This window comes from Streptomyces sp. NPDC096079 (assembly GCF_040303145.1).
Lineage (GTDB): Bacteria > Actinomycetota > Actinomycetes > Streptomycetales > Streptomycetaceae > Streptomyces.
Map to the genome: position 1 here is coordinate 361,988 of NZ_JBEOST010000006.1, position 19,595 is coordinate 381,582.

General features: G+C 71.1%; 18 protein-coding genes and 2 pseudogenes. 14 read left to right on the forward strand and 6 right to left on the reverse strand.

Features of this window, described 5'->3' with window-relative positions:
- Window positions 1–121: 121 nt before the first annotated feature.
- Window positions 122–463 carry a VOC family protein gene (locus ABTY59_RS16005; protein ID WP_352019536.1) on the reverse strand — a complete coding sequence of 114 codons (342 nt, stop codon included), beginning with the start codon at window positions 461–463 and terminating at the stop codon, window positions 122–124.
- Between the two features lie 221 nt (window positions 464–684).
- Here ABTY59_RS16005 and ABTY59_RS16010 point away from each other — a divergent pair, with 221 nt between their 5' ends.
- Entirely contained in the window at window positions 685–2,010 is a 1,326-nt protein-coding gene (locus ABTY59_RS16010) for a right-handed parallel beta-helix repeat-containing protein (RefSeq protein WP_352019537.1), read from the forward strand.
- Window positions 2,011–2,479: 469 nt separating this feature from the next.
- On the opposite strand, the gene ABTY59_RS16015 is transcribed toward ABTY59_RS16010, so the two are convergent.
- On the reverse strand, window positions 2,480–2,680 hold the full coding sequence (locus ABTY59_RS16015) for a DoxX family protein (protein ID WP_502995375.1): 201 nt from the start codon (window positions 2,678–2,680) through the stop codon (window positions 2,480–2,482).
- 10 nt (window positions 2,681–2,690) lie between these two features.
- On the opposite strand from ABTY59_RS16015, the pseudogene ABTY59_RS16020 reads away from it, so the two are divergent.
- From ABTY59_RS16020 to ABTY59_RS16045, 6 genes and pseudogenes are all read left to right on the forward strand, one after another.
- Window positions 2,691–2,792: pseudogene (locus tag ABTY59_RS16020) on the forward strand (LysR family transcriptional regulator); the annotation flags it as partial.
- Window positions 2,793–3,171: 379 nt separating this feature from the next.
- The gene (locus tag ABTY59_RS16025; RefSeq protein WP_352019538.1) at window positions 3,172–4,890 is read left to right on the forward strand and encodes an N-acetylmuramoyl-L-alanine amidase; all 1,719 of its coding nucleotides are present in this window, start codon (window positions 3,172–3,174) and stop codon (window positions 4,888–4,890) included.
- Window positions 4,891–5,178: 288 nt separating this feature from the next.
- Window positions 5,179–6,384: a hypothetical protein gene (locus ABTY59_RS16030; protein WP_352019539.1), complete on the forward strand. Its 1,206-nt coding sequence runs from the start codon at window positions 5,179–5,181 to the stop codon at window positions 6,382–6,384.
- A gap of 121 nt (window positions 6,385–6,505) precedes the next feature.
- The gene (locus ABTY59_RS16035) at window positions 6,506–7,156 is read left to right on the forward strand and encodes a hypothetical protein (protein ID WP_352019540.1); all 651 of its coding nucleotides are present in this window, start codon (window positions 6,506–6,508) and stop codon (window positions 7,154–7,156) included.
- A 123-nt stretch (window positions 7,157–7,279) separates the two neighbouring features.
- Window positions 7,280–7,561: pseudogene (locus tag ABTY59_RS16040) on the forward strand (nuclear transport factor 2 family protein); the annotation flags it as partial.
- Between the two features lie 253 nt (window positions 7,562–7,814).
- Window positions 7,815–8,000: a DUF6480 family protein gene (locus ABTY59_RS16045; RefSeq protein WP_352019541.1), complete on the forward strand. Its 186-nt coding sequence runs from the start codon at window positions 7,815–7,817 to the stop codon at window positions 7,998–8,000.
- A gap of 90 nt (window positions 8,001–8,090) precedes the next feature.
- Here the strand turns inward: ABTY59_RS16045 and ABTY59_RS16050 are convergent, their stop codons facing one another.
- Window positions 8,091–10,100, reverse strand: coding sequence for an ATP-binding protein (locus ABTY59_RS16050; RefSeq protein ID WP_352019542.1), 2,010 nt, complete (start codon window positions 10,098–10,100; stop codon window positions 8,091–8,093).
- 128 nt (window positions 10,101–10,228) lie between these two features.
- The gene (locus tag ABTY59_RS16055; RefSeq protein WP_352019543.1) at window positions 10,229–10,456 is read right to left on the reverse strand and encodes a hypothetical protein; all 228 of its coding nucleotides are present in this window, start codon (window positions 10,454–10,456) and stop codon (window positions 10,229–10,231) included.
- A gap of 247 nt (window positions 10,457–10,703) precedes the next feature.
- On the opposite strand from ABTY59_RS16055, the gene ABTY59_RS16060 reads away from it, so the two are divergent.
- From ABTY59_RS16060 to ABTY59_RS16070, 3 genes are all read left to right on the forward strand, one after another.
- Entirely contained in the window at window positions 10,704–10,877 is a 174-nt protein-coding gene (locus ABTY59_RS16060) for a hypothetical protein (protein WP_352019544.1), read from the forward strand.
- Window positions 10,878–10,985: 108 nt separating this feature from the next.
- Window positions 10,986–11,891: a squalene/phytoene synthase family protein gene (locus ABTY59_RS16065; protein WP_352019545.1), complete on the forward strand. Its 906-nt coding sequence runs from the start codon at window positions 10,986–10,988 to the stop codon at window positions 11,889–11,891.
- The gene (locus ABTY59_RS16070) at window positions 11,881–12,453 is read left to right on the forward strand and encodes a GNAT family N-acetyltransferase (protein ID WP_352019546.1); all 573 of its coding nucleotides are present in this window, start codon (window positions 11,881–11,883) and stop codon (window positions 12,451–12,453) included. The genes ABTY59_RS16065 and ABTY59_RS16070 overlap by 11 nt, the downstream gene beginning before the upstream one ends.
- 116 nt (window positions 12,454–12,569) lie before the next feature.
- On the opposite strand, the gene ABTY59_RS16075 is transcribed toward ABTY59_RS16070, so the two are convergent.
- Entirely contained in the window at window positions 12,570–12,863 is a 294-nt protein-coding gene (locus ABTY59_RS16075; protein WP_352019547.1) for a putative quinol monooxygenase, read from the reverse strand.
- A gap of 440 nt (window positions 12,864–13,303) precedes the next feature.
- Here ABTY59_RS16075 and ABTY59_RS16080 point away from each other — a divergent pair, with 440 nt between their 5' ends.
- From ABTY59_RS16080 to ABTY59_RS16090, 3 genes are all read left to right on the forward strand, one after another.
- Window positions 13,304–14,230, forward strand: a complete 927-nt coding sequence (locus tag ABTY59_RS16080; protein ID WP_352019548.1) for a hypothetical protein — start codon at window positions 13,304–13,306, stop codon at window positions 14,228–14,230.
- Window positions 14,231–14,420: 190 nt separating this feature from the next.
- Window positions 14,421–15,140, forward strand: coding sequence for a peptidase inhibitor family I36 protein (locus ABTY59_RS16085; protein ID WP_352019549.1), 720 nt, complete (start codon window positions 14,421–14,423; stop codon window positions 15,138–15,140).
- A complete protein-coding gene (locus ABTY59_RS16090; RefSeq protein ID WP_352019550.1) occupies window positions 15,137–16,675 on the forward strand; it encodes a phosphodiester glycosidase family protein in 1,539 nt (512 codons plus the stop codon). Before ABTY59_RS16085 ends, ABTY59_RS16090 begins: the two co-directional genes overlap by 4 nt.
- Window positions 16,676–16,823: 148 nt before the next feature.
- Here the strand turns inward: ABTY59_RS16090 and ABTY59_RS16095 are convergent, their stop codons facing one another.
- Window positions 16,824–17,546: a TetR/AcrR family transcriptional regulator gene (locus tag ABTY59_RS16095; protein ID WP_352019551.1), complete on the reverse strand. Its 723-nt coding sequence runs from the start codon at window positions 17,544–17,546 to the stop codon at window positions 16,824–16,826.
- 173 nt (window positions 17,547–17,719) lie between these two features.
- Here ABTY59_RS16095 and ABTY59_RS16100 point away from each other — a divergent pair, with 173 nt between their 5' ends.
- Window positions 17,720–19,456: an amidase gene (locus ABTY59_RS16100; RefSeq protein ID WP_352019552.1), complete on the forward strand. Its 1,737-nt coding sequence runs from the start codon at window positions 17,720–17,722 to the stop codon at window positions 19,454–19,456.
- The last annotated feature ends 139 nt before the right edge of the window (window positions 19,457–19,595 follow it).

Below are 19,595 nucleotides of genomic sequence, written 5' to 3' on the forward strand. Positions count from 1 at the left end.
GCTGGTGGCACAGCGACGTGAACGCGCTCGCATCCGCAGCGAGAAAGGCATCCGCTGGGGCGGCAGACCACTCCTGGGCGCAGCCTGACCAACCGCCCCACCTTGTTCCCGATTGTTTTCCTCAGTGGCTGACGTACTCGTAGACGCCCCCGTCCGGATGGCGCAGCGCGGCGCGGTGTCCGTTCGGGGTGGCCTGCGGAGGAGCAATCAGGGTGGCCCCGGCCGCCACGGCTCCCGATACGGCCTGGTTCAGGTCCGGCACCGACAACGTCGCAGCCACTCCCGCGAAGCGCCCTGCCGCCTCGTCGGACCCGCTGAAAAGGAGGAAGGCGCCGACAGCGGCCAGTTCCAGGCCTGCGAACCGAAACCTGTTGGCCGCTTCCCCGGTGAGCTGCTCGTAGAAGGGCACAGCAGCGTCGAGGTCATCCACGCGGCGGCGCAAAGTCACTGAAGTGATCGACATACACGCATACTTACACCCCTTCAGGATCCACGACACCACCCAAATCACCAGTGAACATTGCCGGTCACGGCACTAGCGGCACCCGGCCCCGCGCGAAGTGAAGCGTCCCCATCACGAGCCGTCCGCTCTTGCACGGACTGCGAACTCATGATCACATGTGCTGTCTTTCTCATGATCACGACTCTTGATCACGACTTTGGGGGAATGAAATGACCGGTCAGATGGACAGAAGATCCGTCATCCGTGGCCTGGCGACGGCCGGTGCGGGCGCGGCGGCCGGTTCGGTCGTCATGGGCGGCGGCACCCCGGCGTACGCCGCGGGTTCCGGCAACGACCCGCACAGCGTCTCCGTGATCAGCAAGCTCGCGGACCCCACGGGCGTCAACCCGAGCGACGACGCCTTCCGGGCCGCCGCCGCCGAGGTCCTCGCCTCGTACCAGCCCGACCCGATCTCCGGCGCGGTCCCGAAGAAGGTCCTGGTCATCCCGCCGGGCACGTACCGGCTGACCCGGCCCGACTCCCTGCTCCCCAACATCGACGGCACCAACGCCGGCGAGGGCAACGTCGGGGGCGTCATCGACGGCGTCACGATCACCGGCTACGGGAAGCGGCTCACCCGCATCATCTACGCGCCGGCCGAGAACGACACCACGCTCTGGACCAACAACCAGCGCTACAAGAACATCCGGATCTCCGGCGTCACCTTCGTCAGCGAGAACCCCACCTCCAGCTTCTGCTACGCGTACTCCTCGGCCTCGCACGGCGTCCAGGACACCTGGTACAGCGACGTCGAGTGGCAGGGCAGCTGGAAGCGCGGCATCGGCCTCGACGGCCCGGCCACCACCTCGAACCTCAACAGCGAGATGGGCTGGGACCACTGCCAGATCGGCGGCACCTACTCGGACGCCTTCCTCGTCATGGGGATGACGCCCACCGCGAGCCAGCAGGACCAGTTCCTGAACTACTGGTTCCGCGAGTGCAAGGTGGAGTACAAGGCCGGTGTGTTCGTGAAGAACAACCGCGGTGGCTCGATGAACTTCATCGGCGGCTCCTACATCCTCACGGACGCCGCCTCGACCGGCACCTTCTTCCAGCTCTCCTCGGCCGCGGCCAGCCGCGCGGACTCCGTGATGCGGCTCTACGCCCAGGGGATCCGCTTCGAGCTGCGCGGCACCGGCCACAAGGTGATCGACTCCCGCTGGTACAAGGGCAGCATCTCCTTCGTCTCGTGCGACGACACCGCCAACAGCTTCAAGTCGTGGGCGCCGGACGCCGTCACGCACGTCTACGCGTTCAACGCCAACGGCGACCGCGGCCCGACGGTCCGCTACACGGACTGCGCGCTGATGGGCTCGCACCAGGTGGCCACCGGAACGGCCGCGACCACCGCGGGCAAGCTCATCTACGACGGGTGCCGCTTCATCGACATGTCGAGCGCGACCGGCTCCACCGGGTTCCTCCGCTGGACGGGGACCGCGCCCCGCCACGAGATCCGCGACTGCCTGGGCGGCGCCGTGTACGTGGCGGACGTCAAGAACCCCGCGTAGCGGCACTCGGCGGCGGGAGAAGGCCGAGGAGCGGCGGGGCGAGGACCGAGCGGAGAGGGATAGTCCGAGCGGCGGGCTCGTGTGCCGGGGCATCATGACGGCATGTGCGATCAGTCTGTCGAATGGGTGACCCTCTTCCGCTTCGAGAACGTCGCCGGCAGCCCTCGGCCGGGCCGGCTGACGGCGGTTTGACTGCGGGACCGCGGCATCGACTGGCACCCGTTCGCCGACGACGAGGTCAGGGTCGATCTGATGTGCGGGGTCCGTGCGGACGGACACTGGCACGGCACGATCGCGGTCCGCTTCCGCGCGGATGCCCTGCGGCGCCTCGGACTCCATCCCGACCAGCCGACTTCGACACCGGCGGACCCGTTGCCGCCGAAGTGGTGGGGGCCGTGGGCTCGATGAGCCCCGGTCATCACCGGACGGGGACGCGGGCACCGCACGCGGGTACCGCGGCAAGGACCCGTCACCAGGTGGTGGCCAGTCCGCCGGCCACCACCGTGGTGATGGTCACGGCGATGTTGAGCGCGATCCGGCGGTCCCGACCGGTCAGGTGGACGGCGATCGCGCCCGCCTGCAGGAGTACGAGGCCGATGGCCGCGGCCGGAGCGAGCGGGAGCGCGATGCCGGTCAGCGGCGGCAGGACCAGGCCGGCCGCGCCGAGGATCTCGACTCCCCCCCGGGAGGGGCCCGTGGTGCGCGGTGTCCAGGAGTGCCTACAGGCCGTGCTGTGGAACGGCACGATCAGCCTGGCCCCCCTCGGCCACGAGCTGCCCGCGTCCTTCGTCGAGCGAGCGGCAGCCGCCTGCCGTGCCTGAACACCGCCAGGCCGCGCGACCGCCGCTCGCGAACAACGCGCGGGATCACTGCGCTGGTGCGGTGACGGGCCGGGGCGTGTCGGGCGTGTCGGTGGGACCGGGACAGGAGCCCGTCCGAAGGATGGTGGCGGCCGCACCGACGGCCGCGACCGAACGACGAGCGCCCGAGCGAAATGGACATGGTGTGACCGGAAGACACAGGCGGCAACGGGTTCTCGGTGCTGCGGGATTGGCGGCAGCCCTCATCTGGGGATGCGCCACTGCCGGGAACGCCCGGCCCTCCGACGCGACCCCCGGCGACTTCGAGCGGGCGGCCGAGCAAGCGGCGGCGGAATTCGGCGTGCCGAAGGAAGTACTTCTCGGCGTCAGCTACGAGTCCTCGTGGTGGGAGGCCAACGACGGCCGCCCGAGCACCAAGGGCGGCTACGGCCCGATGCACCTGACGGACACGACGTCCGGCGGACGGTACGCCCATCGGCCGGGCGAAGGGCCGGTGGACGCCACGGGCACCGACGATCCGTCCGAGCACACCTTGCAGGCCGCCGCCGCGATGATCGGCGTCGCGCCCGAGACCCTCAAGCGGGACGAACTGCAGAACCTTCGAGGCGGCGCTGCCCTGCTCGCCTCGTACCAACGGCGGATCACCCGTCGGATGCCGCTCGACCCGGGCGGCTGGTACGGAGCCGTGGCGCGCTACAGCCAGGCCCCCGACACCACCGTGGCGGGGCGGTTCGCCGACGGCGTGTTCGAAGCGATCCGCAGCGGCAGGCAGAGGGTACGCAAGGACGGCGAGAGCGTGTCGCTGCCCGAGACGCCGTCCGTCCGCCCGACGAGGTCACAGCTCGCGTCCCTGGGGCTGCGGACGCAGGCCGCGGCGGCGGTGCCGGAGTGTCCGAGCCAGCTGAACTGCCGGTTCGCCCCCGCCGCCGTCTCGAACTACCAGGTGTCCTCGCGGAACGCGAACGGCATGGACATCGACTTCATCGTCATCCATGACCTCGAAGGGTCGTACGACGGGGGAGTCAGCTGGTTCCAGGACCCCGCCAGCGGGGCCTCCGCGCACTACGTGATGAAGGCCGACGGCAGCGCGGCGACGCAGATGGTCGCCACCAAGGACATCGCGTTCCACGCCGGAAACTACTGGTTGAACCTGCACGGCATCGGCATCGAGATGGAGGGATACGCTGCCCAGGGTCCCACCTGGTTCACTCCGGCCCAGTACAAGGCGACGGCCGCGCTGGTGGTCTACCTGGCACGGCGCTTCGACGTCCCCCTGGACCGCAAGCACATCCTCGGGCACGACAACGTGCTTCCGCCGAGGCCGGCCCGTGCGCCGGACGCACACTGGGATCCCGGCCCCTATTGGGACTGGGAGAAGTTCATGGCGCTCGTCGGCGCCGAGGCACTCGGGAAGAGCGGCGCCGTCGCCATCGGACAGGCGATCACCATCGCCCCGACGTACGGCCAGAACGCCCAGAGGGTGACGGTCTGCAGCCCGACGTGCCGGACCCAGACACAGCCTTCGAACTTCCTCTACGTCCGCACGGAGCCCCGCGCCGACGCCCCGCTCGTCTCCGACCTCGCCCTGCGTCCGGACGGCTCGGCGGGGACCGAGCACATCGACGACTGGGGATCCACCGCGATGTGGGGGCAGGAATTCGTGGTCGCCGATGTGCGGGGCGACTGGACGGCCATCTGGTTCGGCGGGCGGAAGGGATGGATCCACAACCCGGCGGGCGCGAACACCCGCCCGGCCCCCCACGCGCGGATCGTCCGTCCCGCGAGCGGGACGAAGTCGGTCTCCGTCTACACGACGGCCTACCCTCGCGCCGAGGAGTACCCCGAGGGACTGCCCGCGTCGGCGCAGACGCGGTTCACCATGTACGCGTTCCCGCAGGGGCAGGCGTACGTGGCCGCCGGCGCGCCGTTCGACGCCGACGACTTCTTCCCCGCCACCCCCTCGCGCCGGGAGGTCGTGGTCTCCGGTGACCAGAAGTACGACGTGATCCAGTACAACCGGCGCCTGGCCACCGTGAACACCGCGGAGACAGCCCCGTAACCGTCACTGTGGAAGCGAGGCCGACACGTGCCCGGAGATCGTCCCTGACGGCCTTCGCGAACGCCTACCGTGACCACGCCCGCGCGCACCCGGGCCGCTACGAGGCGGCCCGGTACCGGCTCGACCCGCGGACCGGCATGTGGCCGGCGCCTGCGTCCGGCACGCGCAGACACCATCACCGACGACCAGCTGAGGCCCCACGAGCAGCTGAAGTCCCCTTTCCGAACGGGGGCTCGGCGCGTCGAAATCTCGTGATCAGTCCCGGCCCCGGATCGCTAACATCAGGCGATGCCGACGATCGACAGCCTGATACCGGAGCGCGGCGCGCCCGACACCGCCGCCCTGCACGCCCACGACCCCGACGCCCTCGCCCGCTACGTGCTGGACGTCCGCAACCCCTGGTGGCGCCGCCGGGTCTGTGTGCAGGCGCTTGCCGGTCGGGTCCCCGAAGCGCGGGTCCTCGCCCTGCTCGGCCGGATCCAGGACGACGAGGAGACGGGCGAGGTCCGCATCGCGCTCCTGGACCTCCTCGCAGACCGGGCGGAACTCCTGCCCTGGCTGCGCCACGATGCCCGGAGCGAGCAGTCCTCGTACGGCATGGGGGACGCGATCCTGAAGGCTCGGGGGCTGCTCGGCGACCGCGCGGCTGCCAGGGAGCTGGCCACGCTCGGCTTCTCGCCCTGGTGGCGCCGGCAGCAGCTCGCCGAGGCGGGTCTCATGGGCCTGGTCGAGCGGTACGGGGCCGAGGCGATCGTGGCCGACCTCGGCGAGGACAGGCCTGAGGACCGCGCGTTCGCGGTGTGGATGCGGTACCGAGGGGGAGGGGACGTCACCCCGTACCTCGCCGACCCCGACCAGGGTGTCGCGTACGCCGCCCACGAGCTCGCCACCGACGCGGACCGGCTCCGCGCCCACGTGGACGAGGCATCGACCGTCGAGGCGGCGGTCTGGGCCGTGCTCGCACTGCACCGGATCACCGAGGACTTGGAGAACACGCGCACGCTCGACGAGCACCTGGGCCGCCCCCGGGTGGAGGTCCACGGACTGGACGAGGAGCTGCGTCGGGCGATCGTCCACGAGTACGGCCCCGGCTGTGAGCGGTCGAGCGACCCCCGGTGGCGCCTTGAGGCCCTGTGCACCGAGCCGCCCGCCCGCCCGGACGTGACGGAACAGACGGCTCGGGCCTTCGCCGTGCTCGCCGCGGCCGGCGTCGCGCCGAAACCGCCGGTCTCGTGCGGGGAGCACGAGCGGCAGGGCGACGGCACGTACTACGTGATCGAGTGCGACGGCGAGGACGTCCTCGTGAGCACCCTCGGCCGCTTCGTCATGAGCCACGACCACGACCACACCGCCCGACTCCCACTGGAGGAGGCCGGCTTCCGCTGGATCGACGGTGAGACCGCGGACATCGAAGTGACCGACCTGGACGTCTACTACTTCGGCAGCCGCAGATTCCGTGACGTCGACACGCTGCTCTTCTACTGGCAGGACTGAAACCGGGTTCGGGGCGGCATGGGTCGAGGCAGCTCCACGTGGACCGGGTTGAGTGTCCAGCCCGTCCCGCGTGAGTACGAGTACTCACGCGCCGGGGACGGCTGGGCCGGAAGCTGTGCCCATGAGACGAGACACTTCCTCGACCAGCGTGTTCGCCCGTTCCTCGCGCCGGCCGCGGCTCACCCTGGCCCTTGTGGCCCTCGCCGTGCTGGCACTCGGTGCGTGCGGCACCGTGAAGACGAGCACCGGAGCAGAGCAGGTCGCGGGCGCGGAATCCGTGGGAAGTCGGCAGTCCGATCCGACCCTCGCGGAGATCGAGGAGTACATCGAGCAGTCGTGCCCTCCTCCGGGCGCCCCGCCCGTGCCGCCGCCGACACCCGCGCCCGCTCCGCCCGGCGCCGAGGTGCCGGTCGACACGGTCGTGCCGGACACACCGACGGCGGGACCGGAAGTGGAGCTGAACGCGCGTGACTGGTGCGCGGGCAACCATCACGAGCAGCGCATCGCCGAAGCCCTGTTGGGGCTGGTGGAGCCCACCCCCACGAAGGTCAACGAGATCCTGAACGACCTCGGTTACGGCGACGAGCGCATCCACGATCTGAAGCAGTCCGGTGCGACCACCCGGTTCTTCGTCGACCTGCGCGAGAAGGGCGGGCGGTTGTGCCTGGAGGGCGTGGCAGCCGGCCAGGAGACCGTCGTCGACAAGTGCGTAGCCTCCGCGACCGGTCCGTTCACTCCTGGAGGCCGTCAGGGAAGTGGAGCGGGGCGTTGAGCGCCGTTACCTCGGAGGTAAGCGCCTCGATCGGTCGTGGCTGGTGAGAATGCTGTTCTCGCCGCGTCAGGGGGACGCGGACGTCTGAAGGAGGGATTGGTCATGGCCATGGCCGCACCCGCGACCACCCGTGCTGACGCCGCCGCCCACTTCCGTGAGCTTGCCGCGCACCACGTTCCGGAGCGCGCGGCCACCGAGATCGAGCGCGTCCTCATCGACGGGAACGACGCGGTCGTGCTGGGTGAGATCCGCCAGACCGCCCGCTCCACCGGGCGCGCCTATCGTGCGCGGTTCGCTCTGCACGTCACCGTCGAAGACGGCCTTGTCACCCGACACCATGTCTACGAGGACAGCCTTGCTGGCGCCCAGGCTTTCGAGCCGGCCGGGTCGGCCGAGGATCGCTGAGTCGGGCGCGGAGCTGCCGACGCCGGGCACTCGTCGAGGACCGCACGGGGACCCTAGGAAACTCCCGAACAGGCCACCGCGACTGCGCGGACGCATGACACGGACGGTAAGGGGTCGTCGGCCGGCCGACTTCCCGGGCGTGGCCGCTTCCCCTTCTTTCGACGCAGGAACGATGCGGATGGCAAGACGTTCCTCGTGGCGAGACGCTGGTCCGGAGGGCGGCCGCGGTGCCGCCGGACACACGGGAGGCGTCATGGCTGCCGACAGGTCCGTACCACCCCAGGAGACTCCGCCCGCCGAAGGTTCGACGTCCTCCGCGCATCCTGAGCGGCCCGACGGCGGGATCTGGGAGCACCCCACAGTGTGGCTCTCTCTGATCGTGATCGGGTCGATCATGATCGCTCTGTTCTTCGGCCTCCGCGTCGCCGGTCTCGTATGACGCGCCCGACAGCGCCCGTACGCGGGACGCGGCCCCTGTCCTGTGTCGCTCAGCTCGCATCCGGCGCCTGCTCCGGTGCGTGGCCGGTGCTCATTCGGATTCGAGCACGTCGTCCAAGGTGACGAAGGGGTCGGTGAGCGTGGCCAGGACGTACGCGTTGTCGTAGGCGTCGCTGCCGATCCGTCGGCGTGCCGAGTGCTCGGCGCGTTCCCGGAGAGGGCCCAGCTCCGGGGTGCCCCGCTGCGGGTGTCCCACCATCTCCCAGAACGCCTGCCCCGCGCCGTACGCCGTGGCCGATTCCTCCGCCTGTCCCAGGGCGGCGAGAGCGGCTGCCAGGAGGTCGAGGCCGAGTCCCAGCCCGAACGCGTCGCCGATCGCTCGTTTGTCCCGCAGCATCGCCCTGGCGTGGGCCGCGGCGTCCGCCGACCGTTCCTCGCCGAGCGCTATCACCGCCAGCTGGTACTCGGCGTAGGACCGCGTCCAGTGCTCTCCCGCCGCCATGGAGTCCGCTCGGAGCGCCTCCGCCTCGGCACGCGCGCGCGTGAGGGAGCCCGTCGCCGTCAGCGCGAACACACGGACCAGCCGGCACCGGGCAGCCGAGGGCGTGAGACCGTGCAGGCCCGCGAGTGCCCGATCCGCAGCGTCGACGACCTTCAGCGGTTCGCCGCGGAGCAGCATGACCAGGCCCTGCAGGTAGGCGGCGTCGGCGAGCAGCTCCGGGTCCGCGGCCCGCAGCGCCTGCTCCCGCGTGCGCGCGCCGAGCCGGGCCGCCGACTCGTACTCCCCGCGAAGACAGCGCACCACCCCCAGGGCCCAGCACGCCCTCGCCAGGGTGTCGGAGGCTTCCGGGACCAGCAGCAGGCACTCCTCCAAATAGTGCCCGGCCTCGTGCAGCTGGCCGCAGCAGGCCCAGAAGAAGCCGAGCTTTCCCGCCATCGCCGCCGCCTGCGGGGGATCCGTGGCGAGCAGGTGGTCGAGCGCGGCGCACAGATCGCCTTGGCAGCCGGCCAGGCGTGCGTACGCCGCCGCTTGGAGCGGCCCCCACCAGTCACGGTCCGCCGTCGCGACGAGCTCGTGGAAGTACCGCGCGTGACGGTCGGCCGTCGCCCGCGTCTCCCCGAGCTCCGCGAGCCACATCGCGCCGTACTCGCGGACGGTGTCGAGCATGCGCAGCCGGCCGTCGTCCACGGTGACGATGCTCTTGCGCTGGAGTCCGGCGAGGGCCTCCGCCAGCACCGCGTCGGTCAACGGCCCGCCGCGGCAGACCCGTACGACGTCGTCCAGGGCCGCGTCCGAGCAGAACACCGACAGCCTGGCCCAGAGCAGCCGCTCAGGGGGCGTGCACAGTTCGTGGCTCCACCCGATCGTGGTACGCAGCGCCCGGTGCCGCCTGGGCCGCACGCCGCTCTCCTCGCGTGCCGCGAGCGCGAGCCTGCCCCGTAACAGCCTGGCCATGACGCGCACGGGCCGGTCGGGAAGCTGTGCGGCAGCCAGCTCCAAAGCCAGAGGAAGGCCCTCGAGCCAGTGGCACACCTCGCTCGCGGCCAGGCGGTCCTCGGGACTCTCCCACGTCACCCCGGCAGCGACGGCCCTCGCGGCGAACAGGTCCATCGCTTCGGAGTCCAGGGTGAGAGGGCCCAGGGAGAACAGGAGTTCGCCCACCGCGCCCAGCGGCTCCCGGCTGGTCGTGAGCACCACCAGCTCGGGGCATCGGGCGAGAAGCATCTCCACGAGCGGCGCGCAATCGGCGACCAGGTGCTCGCAGGAGTCGAGGACGAGCAGCACGCGGCGGTCGCCGAGCCATGCGACCAGTGCGTCCACGGGCTCACGTGCGGAATGGTCGGACAGACCGCACGCGTCCGCCACCAGCGGAGTGAGCAGAGCGCTGCCGCTCAGCGACCAGAGCGGGACCCAGTGCACGCTGTCGAAAGCGTCGCGCGGGACGAGGTGCGCGGTCCGCGCCGCCAGGCGGGACTTGCCGACCCCGCCCACCCCGACCACCGTCACCAGCCGGTGTCGCTCCAACCGGGCGCTGAGCGCGGTCAGTTCGTGGGTTCGTCCGATGAAAGGTCCGCGCTCCGGCGGCATCCAACTCTGCACCCCCGTATTGTGGCGCCCCCGAACCCCGGCGCGCCGCCAAGCGCCCGGCTCGACGGCGCGGGCGGCGATGGCCCCCGTCGGGACACCAGGACGACAGAAGGCACGCCACGGACCGAAGGGCCCGCCCGTCAGGCGACCTTCTGCCGCTCGGCCGACTTGCGCGTCTTCACCCCGCCGGCGATGAGGGCCAGCCCGATGGCGAGGACGCCGAGATACGCGGTCGACGGAAGGTCGACGACCTTGTGCAGCCACCCCCACTCCGTGCCGAAGAAGGTCTGCGAGGCGAAGCTGACAAGCCCTTGCGCTCCTATGACGTAGCCGATGCTTTCGAGGGTGTATCCGATGGTTGTTCGCACGGATCCATCCTGTCGCGGCGGTGCCGGGGGATCCTCCTCCGCAGGGCCGAGAGCGGGGTAGGCCGAAGGATGCAGTGGCGTACGGGGACCGGCAGCCTCCACCTCGTCATGTGCTGGTGGAACGGTGCTTGAAACGCCGAGGGCCGCTCCGCCTGCAACGGAGCCGCCGTCGACGGCGTTACCGCTCGATCCCGCGTTCTGGGCGTTCCTCAAGGTTCCCTCGTCGGATCTGGTCGTTGGATGTCGCATGCGTCTGTTTCTCTGGACTCTCGTGTGGGCCTTCGTGGTCGGAGGTCTGGTCCTCGCGTTCACCGGAAGTCTCGTGGTCACGGCGGCCTGTGCCGCGTACGTCGTGGTGGTGATCCCGCTGGCTGTGCTGGTGGGGCGTGCGCTGCGCGGGCGTTCCACCCCTCCGTCCTAGCGTGGGGCGTTCGCCGAACCGTCAGCGGCCGGGGCACGGATCCGGGGCGCCTCGGGGTCTCCGTCCCGGGAGCCGTAGGCTCACAGCCGACGACGACGGGAGACCGGCATGTGGAAGCGGGCGCTGGACCGGGCCGGGGTGCGGGAACCGCGGCTGCGGCGGGACTACACCGAGCAGCGGCGTGCGGTGCGGAGGTTCGCTGCGGCCGAGTACGCGGCGGCGCGGATCCTGCTACCCGCCGCGCTGCTCCCGCACGTCGTGGCCGCCGTCGCGTTCATGCACGAGACCGACGACCGGATCGACCGCGGCACGCCGGACGAGCGGCTGGCCGCGCTCGCCGAGTGGGACGGTCTCGTACGCAAGGCACTCGCCGGAGGCGACTCCACCCTGCCCGTCCTGCGCTGCCTGGCACGCACCGCTGAGCACCATCCCGAGGTGCGCGTCCACGTGGACGAATTCCTGCGAGGCTGCGATCGCGAGGTCGCCTGGCGGACCATCGCCGACGACGAGGAACTGGAGGAGTACGTAGGGGAGTACTCACTGCCCGCGCTGATGCTCACGGCCTGTCTCCTCGCACCCGAGGACGTGCCCGCACGGGCGGCGTTCACCGAGGGCTGCCACCTGCTCATCCGCGCCATGCAGCGCATCGACTTCCTGGAGGACCTCCCCGAGGACGTACGCGCGGGCCGCCCCGGCGTCCCCGCCGACGCGGTGACCCGCAACGGAGCGGACCTCACCCGGCCCGGAGCGGCACTCGGCCGGCTCGTCGAGGAGCAGGCCGGCCACGCCGCCGCCGACCTCGCGGCAGCCACGCCCCTCCCGGACCTCGTGGCCCCTCCGTACCGGCCCTTCGTCCGCGCCCTCGTCGGCGTCCAGCGACTCCGTCTCGACGCCGTGCGCCGAGCCGGCGCCTCCCTGGCAACCCGCTCCTCGGGCCCCTCGGCACCGGCGGCCGCGCTTCTGCTGCTCAGGGAGGCCGTGGGACGGGTGGCATGGTGGCGGCATGACCTTTGACATTCGCCCGGCGTCGGTGTTCGAGGACGTCAAGGCGGTGATCGGCCCGAAGTCCGCCGGGGCGAACGTCTGCTGGTGCCTGAGTCACCGGATCCCGTCCAAGCTGAACAGCGAACTTCGCGGGCCCGCCCGTGGGGAGTACGTCGACCGGCTGTGCCGTGCGCAGCCGGCTCCCGGGGTCCTGGCGTACGACGGGGACGAGCCGGTCGGCTGGGCCGCGGTGGCCCCGCGCTCGGAGACGTCGTACGCCCGCAGCCGGACCATCCCGCACGTCGACGGACTGCCCGTGTGGTCGCTGTGGTGCATCCGTGTGCGCCCCGGCCATCGCAAGCAGGGGGTCTCGCACGCCCTGATCGCCGGGGCGGTCGAGTTCGCGCGCTCCCACGGCGCACCGGCGATCGAGGCGTACCCGCTGGACAGCGGGGACGCACGGGTGGACATGACGATGGCGTACGCCGGGATCCGGAAGAACTTCGAGCGAGCGGGCTTCACCCACGCCGCCGACACGACCTCCGTACTGGCCGGTCATCCCCGCGTCGTGATGCGCCTCGACCTTCGCTGACAGCGGCGTCGGGGGTCTCGAACGACCGGCGGGCGGGAGCAGAATGCGCGATCGCTGACCGTTGTCGAGATCGCTGCCCCTCCGCGCAGTCGAGCGACGCCCGGGGTGCGGGTGAGTCAATCCGTGGTGGTGAATACGTGCTCGGTCGGCGGACCGATCAGCAGTCCCGGACCGGCGGCGAGTGCCTCGGTCAGGTGAGGGCTCGACAGGTGCGCCTCGAACGCGGCGTGGTCCTCCCACTCCTCGAACACCAGCCACGCACTGGGGTCCTGGGGGTGGACGTACGCCTGGTAGCTGATGTTGCCCGGCTCGGCCCGCGACGGCGCGACCAGGGACAGGGCCTGTTCACGGACCTTGTCCTCGGCGCCGGGGGCGGCCTTGAGCAGGGCGATCGCGGTGACCTTGGGCATGAGCGCGCTCCGTTCGACACGTACCGTCCGGGACGCGCGAGTCTATGTCTGCGCGCCACACGCCACAACGCGCCGCCGCCCGTCCCCCGCGCCCCAACAGCCCGCGCGTGCCCTGCGGTACGAGGACACCGTGGGGTCCAGAGCTTGTCGACCGAAGACTCCCCGCCCCCCACGGCCAAGCACTGGCAGGACTGCACGGATGTACACGACTTCCTCTTCCGTCTCTTCGACGCCTACCGGCGCGGCGCGGCGCAGAATCCGGAGCCAGGCGCCACGACCGTTTGACGAGCGTGGTGTCGACAGGGAGACGATCGCTCGGGTCAGAGGGTCCGCCGCAGCCGCCGGCCATCTGCGGCGGTCGATCCCTGATGTGTCAGTGCCTGTTGCGATGATCCTGCCCTGACGCCTTCAGCACCTTTCCTATCCTCTCAGGAGCCCCTGTGTCCGCTACGGTCCCGCCCCCGGCCGGTCTCATCCGCTACACCCGCTGGGTCGACGTACCGGACGGCCTGTACACCAAGACGCAGCTCGCCGAGATGGAGCCGCCCCTCAAGCCCGGCGCCGAGCCGGTCGCCCAGGTGCTGTATCACGGCAACTCCTACGCCGCTCTCTACGAGGTGGCCGCCGCCCGCCCGAAGCGTCCCGCGACGCCCCCGCAGCGGGCCGCGCTCGAACGTGCCCGGGAGCTGCGGTTCGTATGCCGGCGGTGCGGTGTGCGGGACGATGAGCCGCTGGGGAAGGGCCGATGGTGCATGCGTTGTTCGTGCGCCGTCACGATGTGGGAGAAGCACGCCCAGGCGCAGGCCACGGCCCGCGCGCTCGTCGCCGATCCGGCCGCCGTGCTCCTGGTCGTGGACACGGATCCCGGAGAGCTGCCGGGTGCCCAGGCCGTCGCCGTGGTCCGGATCCACGACCACCGCGTCCTCTACGCCTCCGAAGCCGGTGAGCACGGAACACCGGAGCGAACTGCTGTCCTCGACAGGCTCGACGTGCTGCTCGCCGACCGGCGCGTCGTACGCGAGTGCGACCCAGGGGGGCCGGCCACCCGCATCCCGTTCAGCCTGATCTCCCTGCCGCGCGAACCGCTGCCCTCCGCGGCCATCGCCGATCACGCGTGGATGAGCAGCGACGTGACGAGTGTGGCGGGTGTCTGGATGGCCTGGTACGCGTGGACGGACAACCCGTCCTCCACGCTTCCTGCCGCGCCGGGCTACGGCAGGCGGATCGCCTGGCAGCGCTCCCGTGACCTTGCCTCCGACGCACAGTCGATGACCGCGCTCCTGCACCGCGTCGCCGACGGGACCGAACCGGTGTGGGAGAAGGCCCGATGGGTGGCCGACGGCCACGGCGTCCCCAGGTCTTCCTGACCCGACCCGCGTGGGCGGGTCGTCGTGCCGGTCTCGGTGCGTACCCGCCTGCCGGAGGTTCCGATGGAGGGCCTGGTCGGCAGCTTGACGCCGAAGGCATCGACCTGTCGAAAAGCACGTCGTACGCCGTCCCGCGTTCGTTCGAAAACGCATTCCCACGCATCGACGTCTCCTGACAGACTCTCAGCCCGTGAAGATCAATATTCTGCGGGGCTCCCTCGTCGTGGGAGCCCTCGCCCTCCTCTGCTCGGTCCTGTTCGCCCTGCCCGCGAACGCCGTCTACGACAACTGCGAGAAGCCGTCCCTCTGTCTCTACCAGGGCGCCGGCGGCACCGGCGAAAGCCTGCGGCTCCCACTGGACGGCACCGCCACCGTCACCGGCTCGGGCTGGGACGACAAGGCCGTGTCCGTGTACAACAACACTCACTTCTGGGGCTGCGTGTACGCGAACACGTACCTGGGCGGCACCGTGGAGGCGATCCCGCCGGGCGCCCGCAGTGACCTGAGGACGCTCGGGCTGCAGGTGACCTCTCACAAACTGACCCCCTCGCAGGGCTCCTGCTTCACGGGATACGAGCGCTGCCCCGCCGGTCAGCTGTGCATCTTCAAGGAACCGAACGGCCGTGGCGGGATGTACGGCACCCCCAACGACCACGCCGGGTACCTGGCCGTGGTCTGGGCGGACAACGTGCGCTCGGTCATGAACCGCACCGAGAAGGTCGCGTGCTTCTTCAACGGGGCCTCCTGGACGGGCGAGTGGACGCAGACCGGGCAGCCCGCCGCCAAGGCGTACAAGGTCAACGCCGGCGACAGCACATCGCTCACGGTCCCGTTCGACCAGTCCTTCCAGTCGCACCGGCTCAGGACCCCGGACGCCGACCCCACCACGGACAAGGAATGCCTGTCATGACACCCCCCGCACCCCGTACCGCGCACCACGGCGGTGCGCGTCTGGTGGCTGCCGCCACCGCGCTCGGCTCGGTGCTCCTCTTCGCCGCCCCGGGCTCGACGAGCGCGGCCGAGGAGCCGCCGGCCGCCCCCGAGCTGGCGCGCTGGACGGCCCAGACCGCGGACAGCAGGCTGCTCGCGCCCGGTGTGGAGTACTTCCGGTACAAGGAGACCTCACCGATCGCGCAGCGCACGTACCCGCGTGAGCTGAACGTCGTCCGGATCGACCCCGCCATGGGCGCCCTGCGGATCGAGAGCACCTTCGGCAGGAAGGCCGGAACCAGGGAGACCGTCCGGGAGATGGTGGACGCCCTGCCCGAGGCCCCCCTCGCGGCGATCAACGGCGGCTACTTCATGAACGAGGGCACCGAGGCCACGACGGACGACGTACCGGAGTCCATCCAGACCTTCGGCGCCACCGTCCGCGACGGGGAGGTGATGGGAGCCTCGTGCCAGCTCGGCAAGAACCGCTACAGCGCGGTGCTCCAGTACGGCGTTCCGTACATCACCAAGCTGGAGACCGACATCACCGTGACCAGCAGCCTGTCGGTGGGGCAGCCGTACGATGAGGCCACCCAGCGCGTGGACGACGTCAACCGGAACCCCGGCGGCGCCCTGGGCTGCCCGCGCGACGCCGACGACGCCGCCGGCGAACTCGGCCCGTACTACGACGCCTACGACAAGAAGCTGTCCGCCTACACGGACCCGACCGAGTTCGTGCTGTTCAACTACTCCTACAAGACGACGACGCCCAAGCCGGACGTCAACAAGCACATCACGGCCGACGACCAGGCCGGGTACGAGGTGGTCCTGGACAGCACGACCGGCAAGATCATCGACGGCGGTCCGGGCCGGGGCGGACGCACCGTCGGCAAGGGCCAGTACGTCCTCCAGGCGATCGGGGACCACCAGGTCGACTGGCTGCGCCGGCAGGTGGAGAAGAACGCCGACCTGACGGTCACGCAGAAGCTCTGGGACCACCGCTTCGAGGCCGACGGCATCAAGCGGGAGATACCCCTGGACGAGACGGTGGACGTCGTCAACGCCGGATCCCTGCTCATGCGCGACGGCGTCAACAAGTACGGCAGCACGGGAGCCACGGGCTACGCCCACGGCAGCTGCGCCCGCCTCTACGACGAGAACGGCCAGGTCAAGGAGCTCTCGGGTGCGATCCTCCAGGCCAAGACCGACATCTGCCGGGACTCCCGCACCGTCATCGGCGTGGACGACCGGGGCCGCACCCTCCTGGTCACGCTGAGCGGTCCGCGCGACCAGTACTACCCCGACGGCGGGTTCCTCGCGGAGGTCACCGAACCGCTGAAGGCCCTCGGCGCCATGGACGCCCTCAACCAGGACGGCGGCGGCTCGACCACGATGCTGCTCGGCGGGGGCACACGTCCGGTCAACGGCCTGACCGACCTTCCGGCTCCCGGCGTCGAGCGCAGGATCTACGACTCGCTCTACGTCGCCACCGGCGGCGTCCCGGTCGTGGGCTAGACGGCCACGGCAGTACGGCACGAGGGTCTCGGCATCGGCCTGCCGAGGCCCTCTCGTCGATCTCGGCACTTCACGCCGGCCCGGCGAGTCCCCTCACCCGGTCCCGGGACTGGATCCACGACGGTGGGGCTCTCGTCACCCGGTGTCGTCAGCCCTGTGCGGTGGGACGCAGCTCGCGTTCGAGGGCGGCCAGGGCGAACGCGTGGGGAGAGGCGTGCCGCCAGCGGGACCGTCCGAACATCACGTCCTCGGAGAGCCCGCTCAGCATGGCCACGGCCCGCACGGTGAACTCGGGGAGGTCCACGTCGGCGAATTCTCCCAGGTCACGGCCCTCGTGAAGGATGGCTTCCAGACGCTCGTCCCAGCCGTCCAGCAGCTCCGTGAGGACGCGCCGGCCCGCCTCGTCGTGGCGCTGGGCCAGGACCTGCGTCCACAGCGCGTAGCGTTCGTCGCCCTGGTGGCGGGGCAGGTAGAAGCGGACGAACAGGTCGAGCTTCTCGCCGGGAGACGCGGCCTGGTCGACGGCCCTCTGGAACCGGTCCCAGAGGTCCGCCTGGCTCCAGGCGAGGACCTCCAGCAGCAGCCGGTCCTTCTTGCCGAAGTGGTAGAGGATGTGCCCGGTGCTCATGCCGGCCCGCTCGGCGATGTCCGACATCCGCAGGGCCGCCGTGCCCTTCTCGGCGATGACGCTGATGGCGGCCCGCATGGCCCGCCCCCGCGCCTCGTCCCCGCTGGGCTGACGCTTCCTGTCGATCGGGGCCCGGGCCGCGGATCGCCGGGCGGCGCCGGCCCCCACGCCCGCCGACTCGGCCGCGCCTGCTGGCGGGGGGAGGCTGTCGGGCTGCGCGGGCCCGGTCTCTGACGTCGGCATGAGCTCACTTCCAGGTCCGGAAATCCAGGTGCTCATTCTAGGTTCCAAGAATCTAGACCTTTAGTCTAGACTGAAAGTCTAGTCAGAGCGATGAGGTGTGTGACGGCCGGTTGCGCGCGGTCACCCCGACGGCCAGTGGCCCGCCTGTCCTACCCACCACCCAGGAGGCACCCATGACGAGCGGATTCGATGTCGTCGAGACCCGCATCGCCGATCTGCGCACGGCGCTGGAGAAGGGCGAGACGACCGCGGTCGGGCTGCTCGACGCCTACCTCGCGCGGATCGACGCGTACGACCGCCCCGGTACGGCCACCGCCCTGAACGCGATGGTCGTGATGAACCCGCGCGCCCGCGAGGAGGCGGAGGCCTCCGACGCCCGCCGTGCCCGCGGCGAGACGCTGGGCCCGCTGGACGGCATCCCGTACACCGCCAAGGACAGCTACCTCGCCGAGGGGCTCACGGCCGCGTCCGGCTCCCCGGCGTTCGAGCACCTCGTCGCCCAGCGCGACGCCTTCGCCATCGAGCGGCTGCGTGCGGGCGGCGCCGTCCTCATCGGCCTCACCAACATGCCGCCCATGGCGAACGGCGGCATGCAGCGCGGCGTGTACGGCCGCGCGGAGAGCCCGTACAGCGCCGACTGGCTCACCAGCGCCTACGGCTCCGGCTCCTCCAACGGCTCCGGCACGGCGACCGCGGCGTCCTTCGGGGCCTTCGGCCTCGGCGAGGAGACCTGGTCCTCGGGCCGCGCCCCCGCCTCGAACAACGCGCTGTGCGCCTACACCCCCAGCCGCGGCGTGATCTCGGTCCGCGGCAACTGGCCCCTCGTACCGACCATGGACGTCGTCGTCCCGCACACCCGCACCATGGCCGACCTGCTCGAACTGCTCGACGTCATCGTCGCCGACGACGCGGACACGCGCGGCGACCTGTGGCGCGCGCAGCCGTGGGTGGAGCTGCCCTCGCCGTCGCAGGTACGGCCCGCGTCCTACCCGGCCCTCGCGCCCGCCGACGCCGAGGCCGCCGCCTCCTCGCTCGCCGGGAAGCGCGTCGGCGTGCCCCGGATGTACGTCAACGCCGACCCCGCCGCCGGAACGAACCCCGACGGCGGCATCGGCGGTCAGACCGGGCAGCGCATCGACACGCGCGCCTCGGTGATCACTCTGTGGGAAGCCGCCCGCCGCGACCTCCGGGCCGCCGGCGCCGAGGTGGTCGAGGTCGACTTCCCCGTGGTCACCAACTACGAGTCCGACCGTCCCGGAGCGCCCTCGCTGCTCACCCGCGGACTGGTCAGCCGCGAGTACCTGACCTTCGAGATCGAGGACCTGTCCGCCTGGGCCTGGGACGACTTCCTGCGCGCCAACGGCGACCCGGCCCTCTCCACCCTGGCCGACGTCGACGGCGACCGCATCTGGCCCAAGCAGGAGGGCGAGCTGCCCGACCGCTACGAGGGCTTCGACGACACGATCGGCGACTACCCCCGCTTCGTACGCGAGCGCCCGTACGCCTCCCTCGCCGACATGCCGCTCCTGGAGGAGGGGCTGCGCGGGCTCGAGGAGACGCGCCGGGTCGACCTGGAGGAGTGGATGGACGGACTGGGCCTGGACGCGGTGATCTTCCCCGCGGTGGCGGACGTGGGCCCCGCGGACATGGACGTCGACGTGGCGTCCGCCGACCTCGGCTGGCGCAACGGCGTCTGGGTCGCCAACGGCAACCTGGTCCCTCGCCACCTCGGCATCCCGACCGTGACCGTGCCCATGGGCACCATGGCGGACACCGGCATGCCCGTCGGTCTGACCTTCGCGGGCCGTGCCTACGACGACAACGCCCTGCTGACCCTCGCGGCGGCCTTCGAGAAGACCGGCAGCCGGCGGACGGAGCCGCCGCGCACGCCGCGCCTGCCGGCGGAGTGACCTGACGGAGTATTCCGGGCGGATCGTACGGGTCGGCACGGCAGCGGGCCGAGCGGACGGCAGAACCGCCGTGGTGAGGGCGTGGCTTTCGGCCACGCCCTCACCGCGTGTGCGGGCACCCGGGGACGGGGTCGACGGC

What these genes read in the sequence shown, in the direction of transcription:
- ABTY59_RS16005 (WP_352019536.1), bottom strand. Translation starts at nt 463, where the DNA reads ATGTCGATCACTTCAGTGACTTTGCGCCGCCGCGTGGATGACCTCGAC.
- ABTY59_RS16010 (WP_352019537.1), top strand. Translation starts at nt 685, where the DNA reads ATGGACAGAAGATCCGTCATCCGTGGCCTGGCGACGGCCGGTGCGGGC.
- ABTY59_RS16030 (WP_352019539.1), top strand. Translation starts at nt 5,179, where the DNA reads ATGCCGACGATCGACAGCCTGATACCGGAGCGCGGCGCGCCCGACACC.
- ABTY59_RS16035 (WP_352019540.1), top strand. Translation starts at nt 6,506, where the DNA reads ATGAGACGAGACACTTCCTCGACCAGCGTGTTCGCCCGTTCCTCGCGC.
- ABTY59_RS16045 (WP_352019541.1), top strand. Translation starts at nt 7,815, where the DNA reads ATGGCTGCCGACAGGTCCGTACCACCCCAGGAGACTCCGCCCGCCGAA.
- ABTY59_RS16060 (WP_352019544.1), top strand. Translation starts at nt 10,704, where the DNA reads ATGCGTCTGTTTCTCTGGACTCTCGTGTGGGCCTTCGTGGTCGGAGGT.
- ABTY59_RS16065 (WP_352019545.1), top strand. Translation starts at nt 10,986, where the DNA reads ATGTGGAAGCGGGCGCTGGACCGGGCCGGGGTGCGGGAACCGCGGCTG.
- ABTY59_RS16070 (WP_352019546.1), top strand. Translation starts at nt 11,881, where the DNA reads ATGACCTTTGACATTCGCCCGGCGTCGGTGTTCGAGGACGTCAAGGCG.
- ABTY59_RS16075 (WP_352019547.1), bottom strand. Translation starts at nt 12,863, where the DNA reads ATGCCCAAGGTCACCGCGATCGCCCTGCTCAAGGCCGCCCCCGGCGCC.
- ABTY59_RS16090 (WP_352019550.1), top strand. Translation starts at nt 15,137, where the DNA reads ATGACACCCCCCGCACCCCGTACCGCGCACCACGGCGGTGCGCGTCTG.
- ABTY59_RS16095 (WP_352019551.1), bottom strand. Translation starts at nt 17,546, where the DNA reads ATGCCGACGTCAGAGACCGGGCCCGCGCAGCCCGACAGCCTCCCCCCG.
- ABTY59_RS16100 (WP_352019552.1), top strand. Translation starts at nt 17,720, where the DNA reads ATGACGAGCGGATTCGATGTCGTCGAGACCCGCATCGCCGATCTGCGC.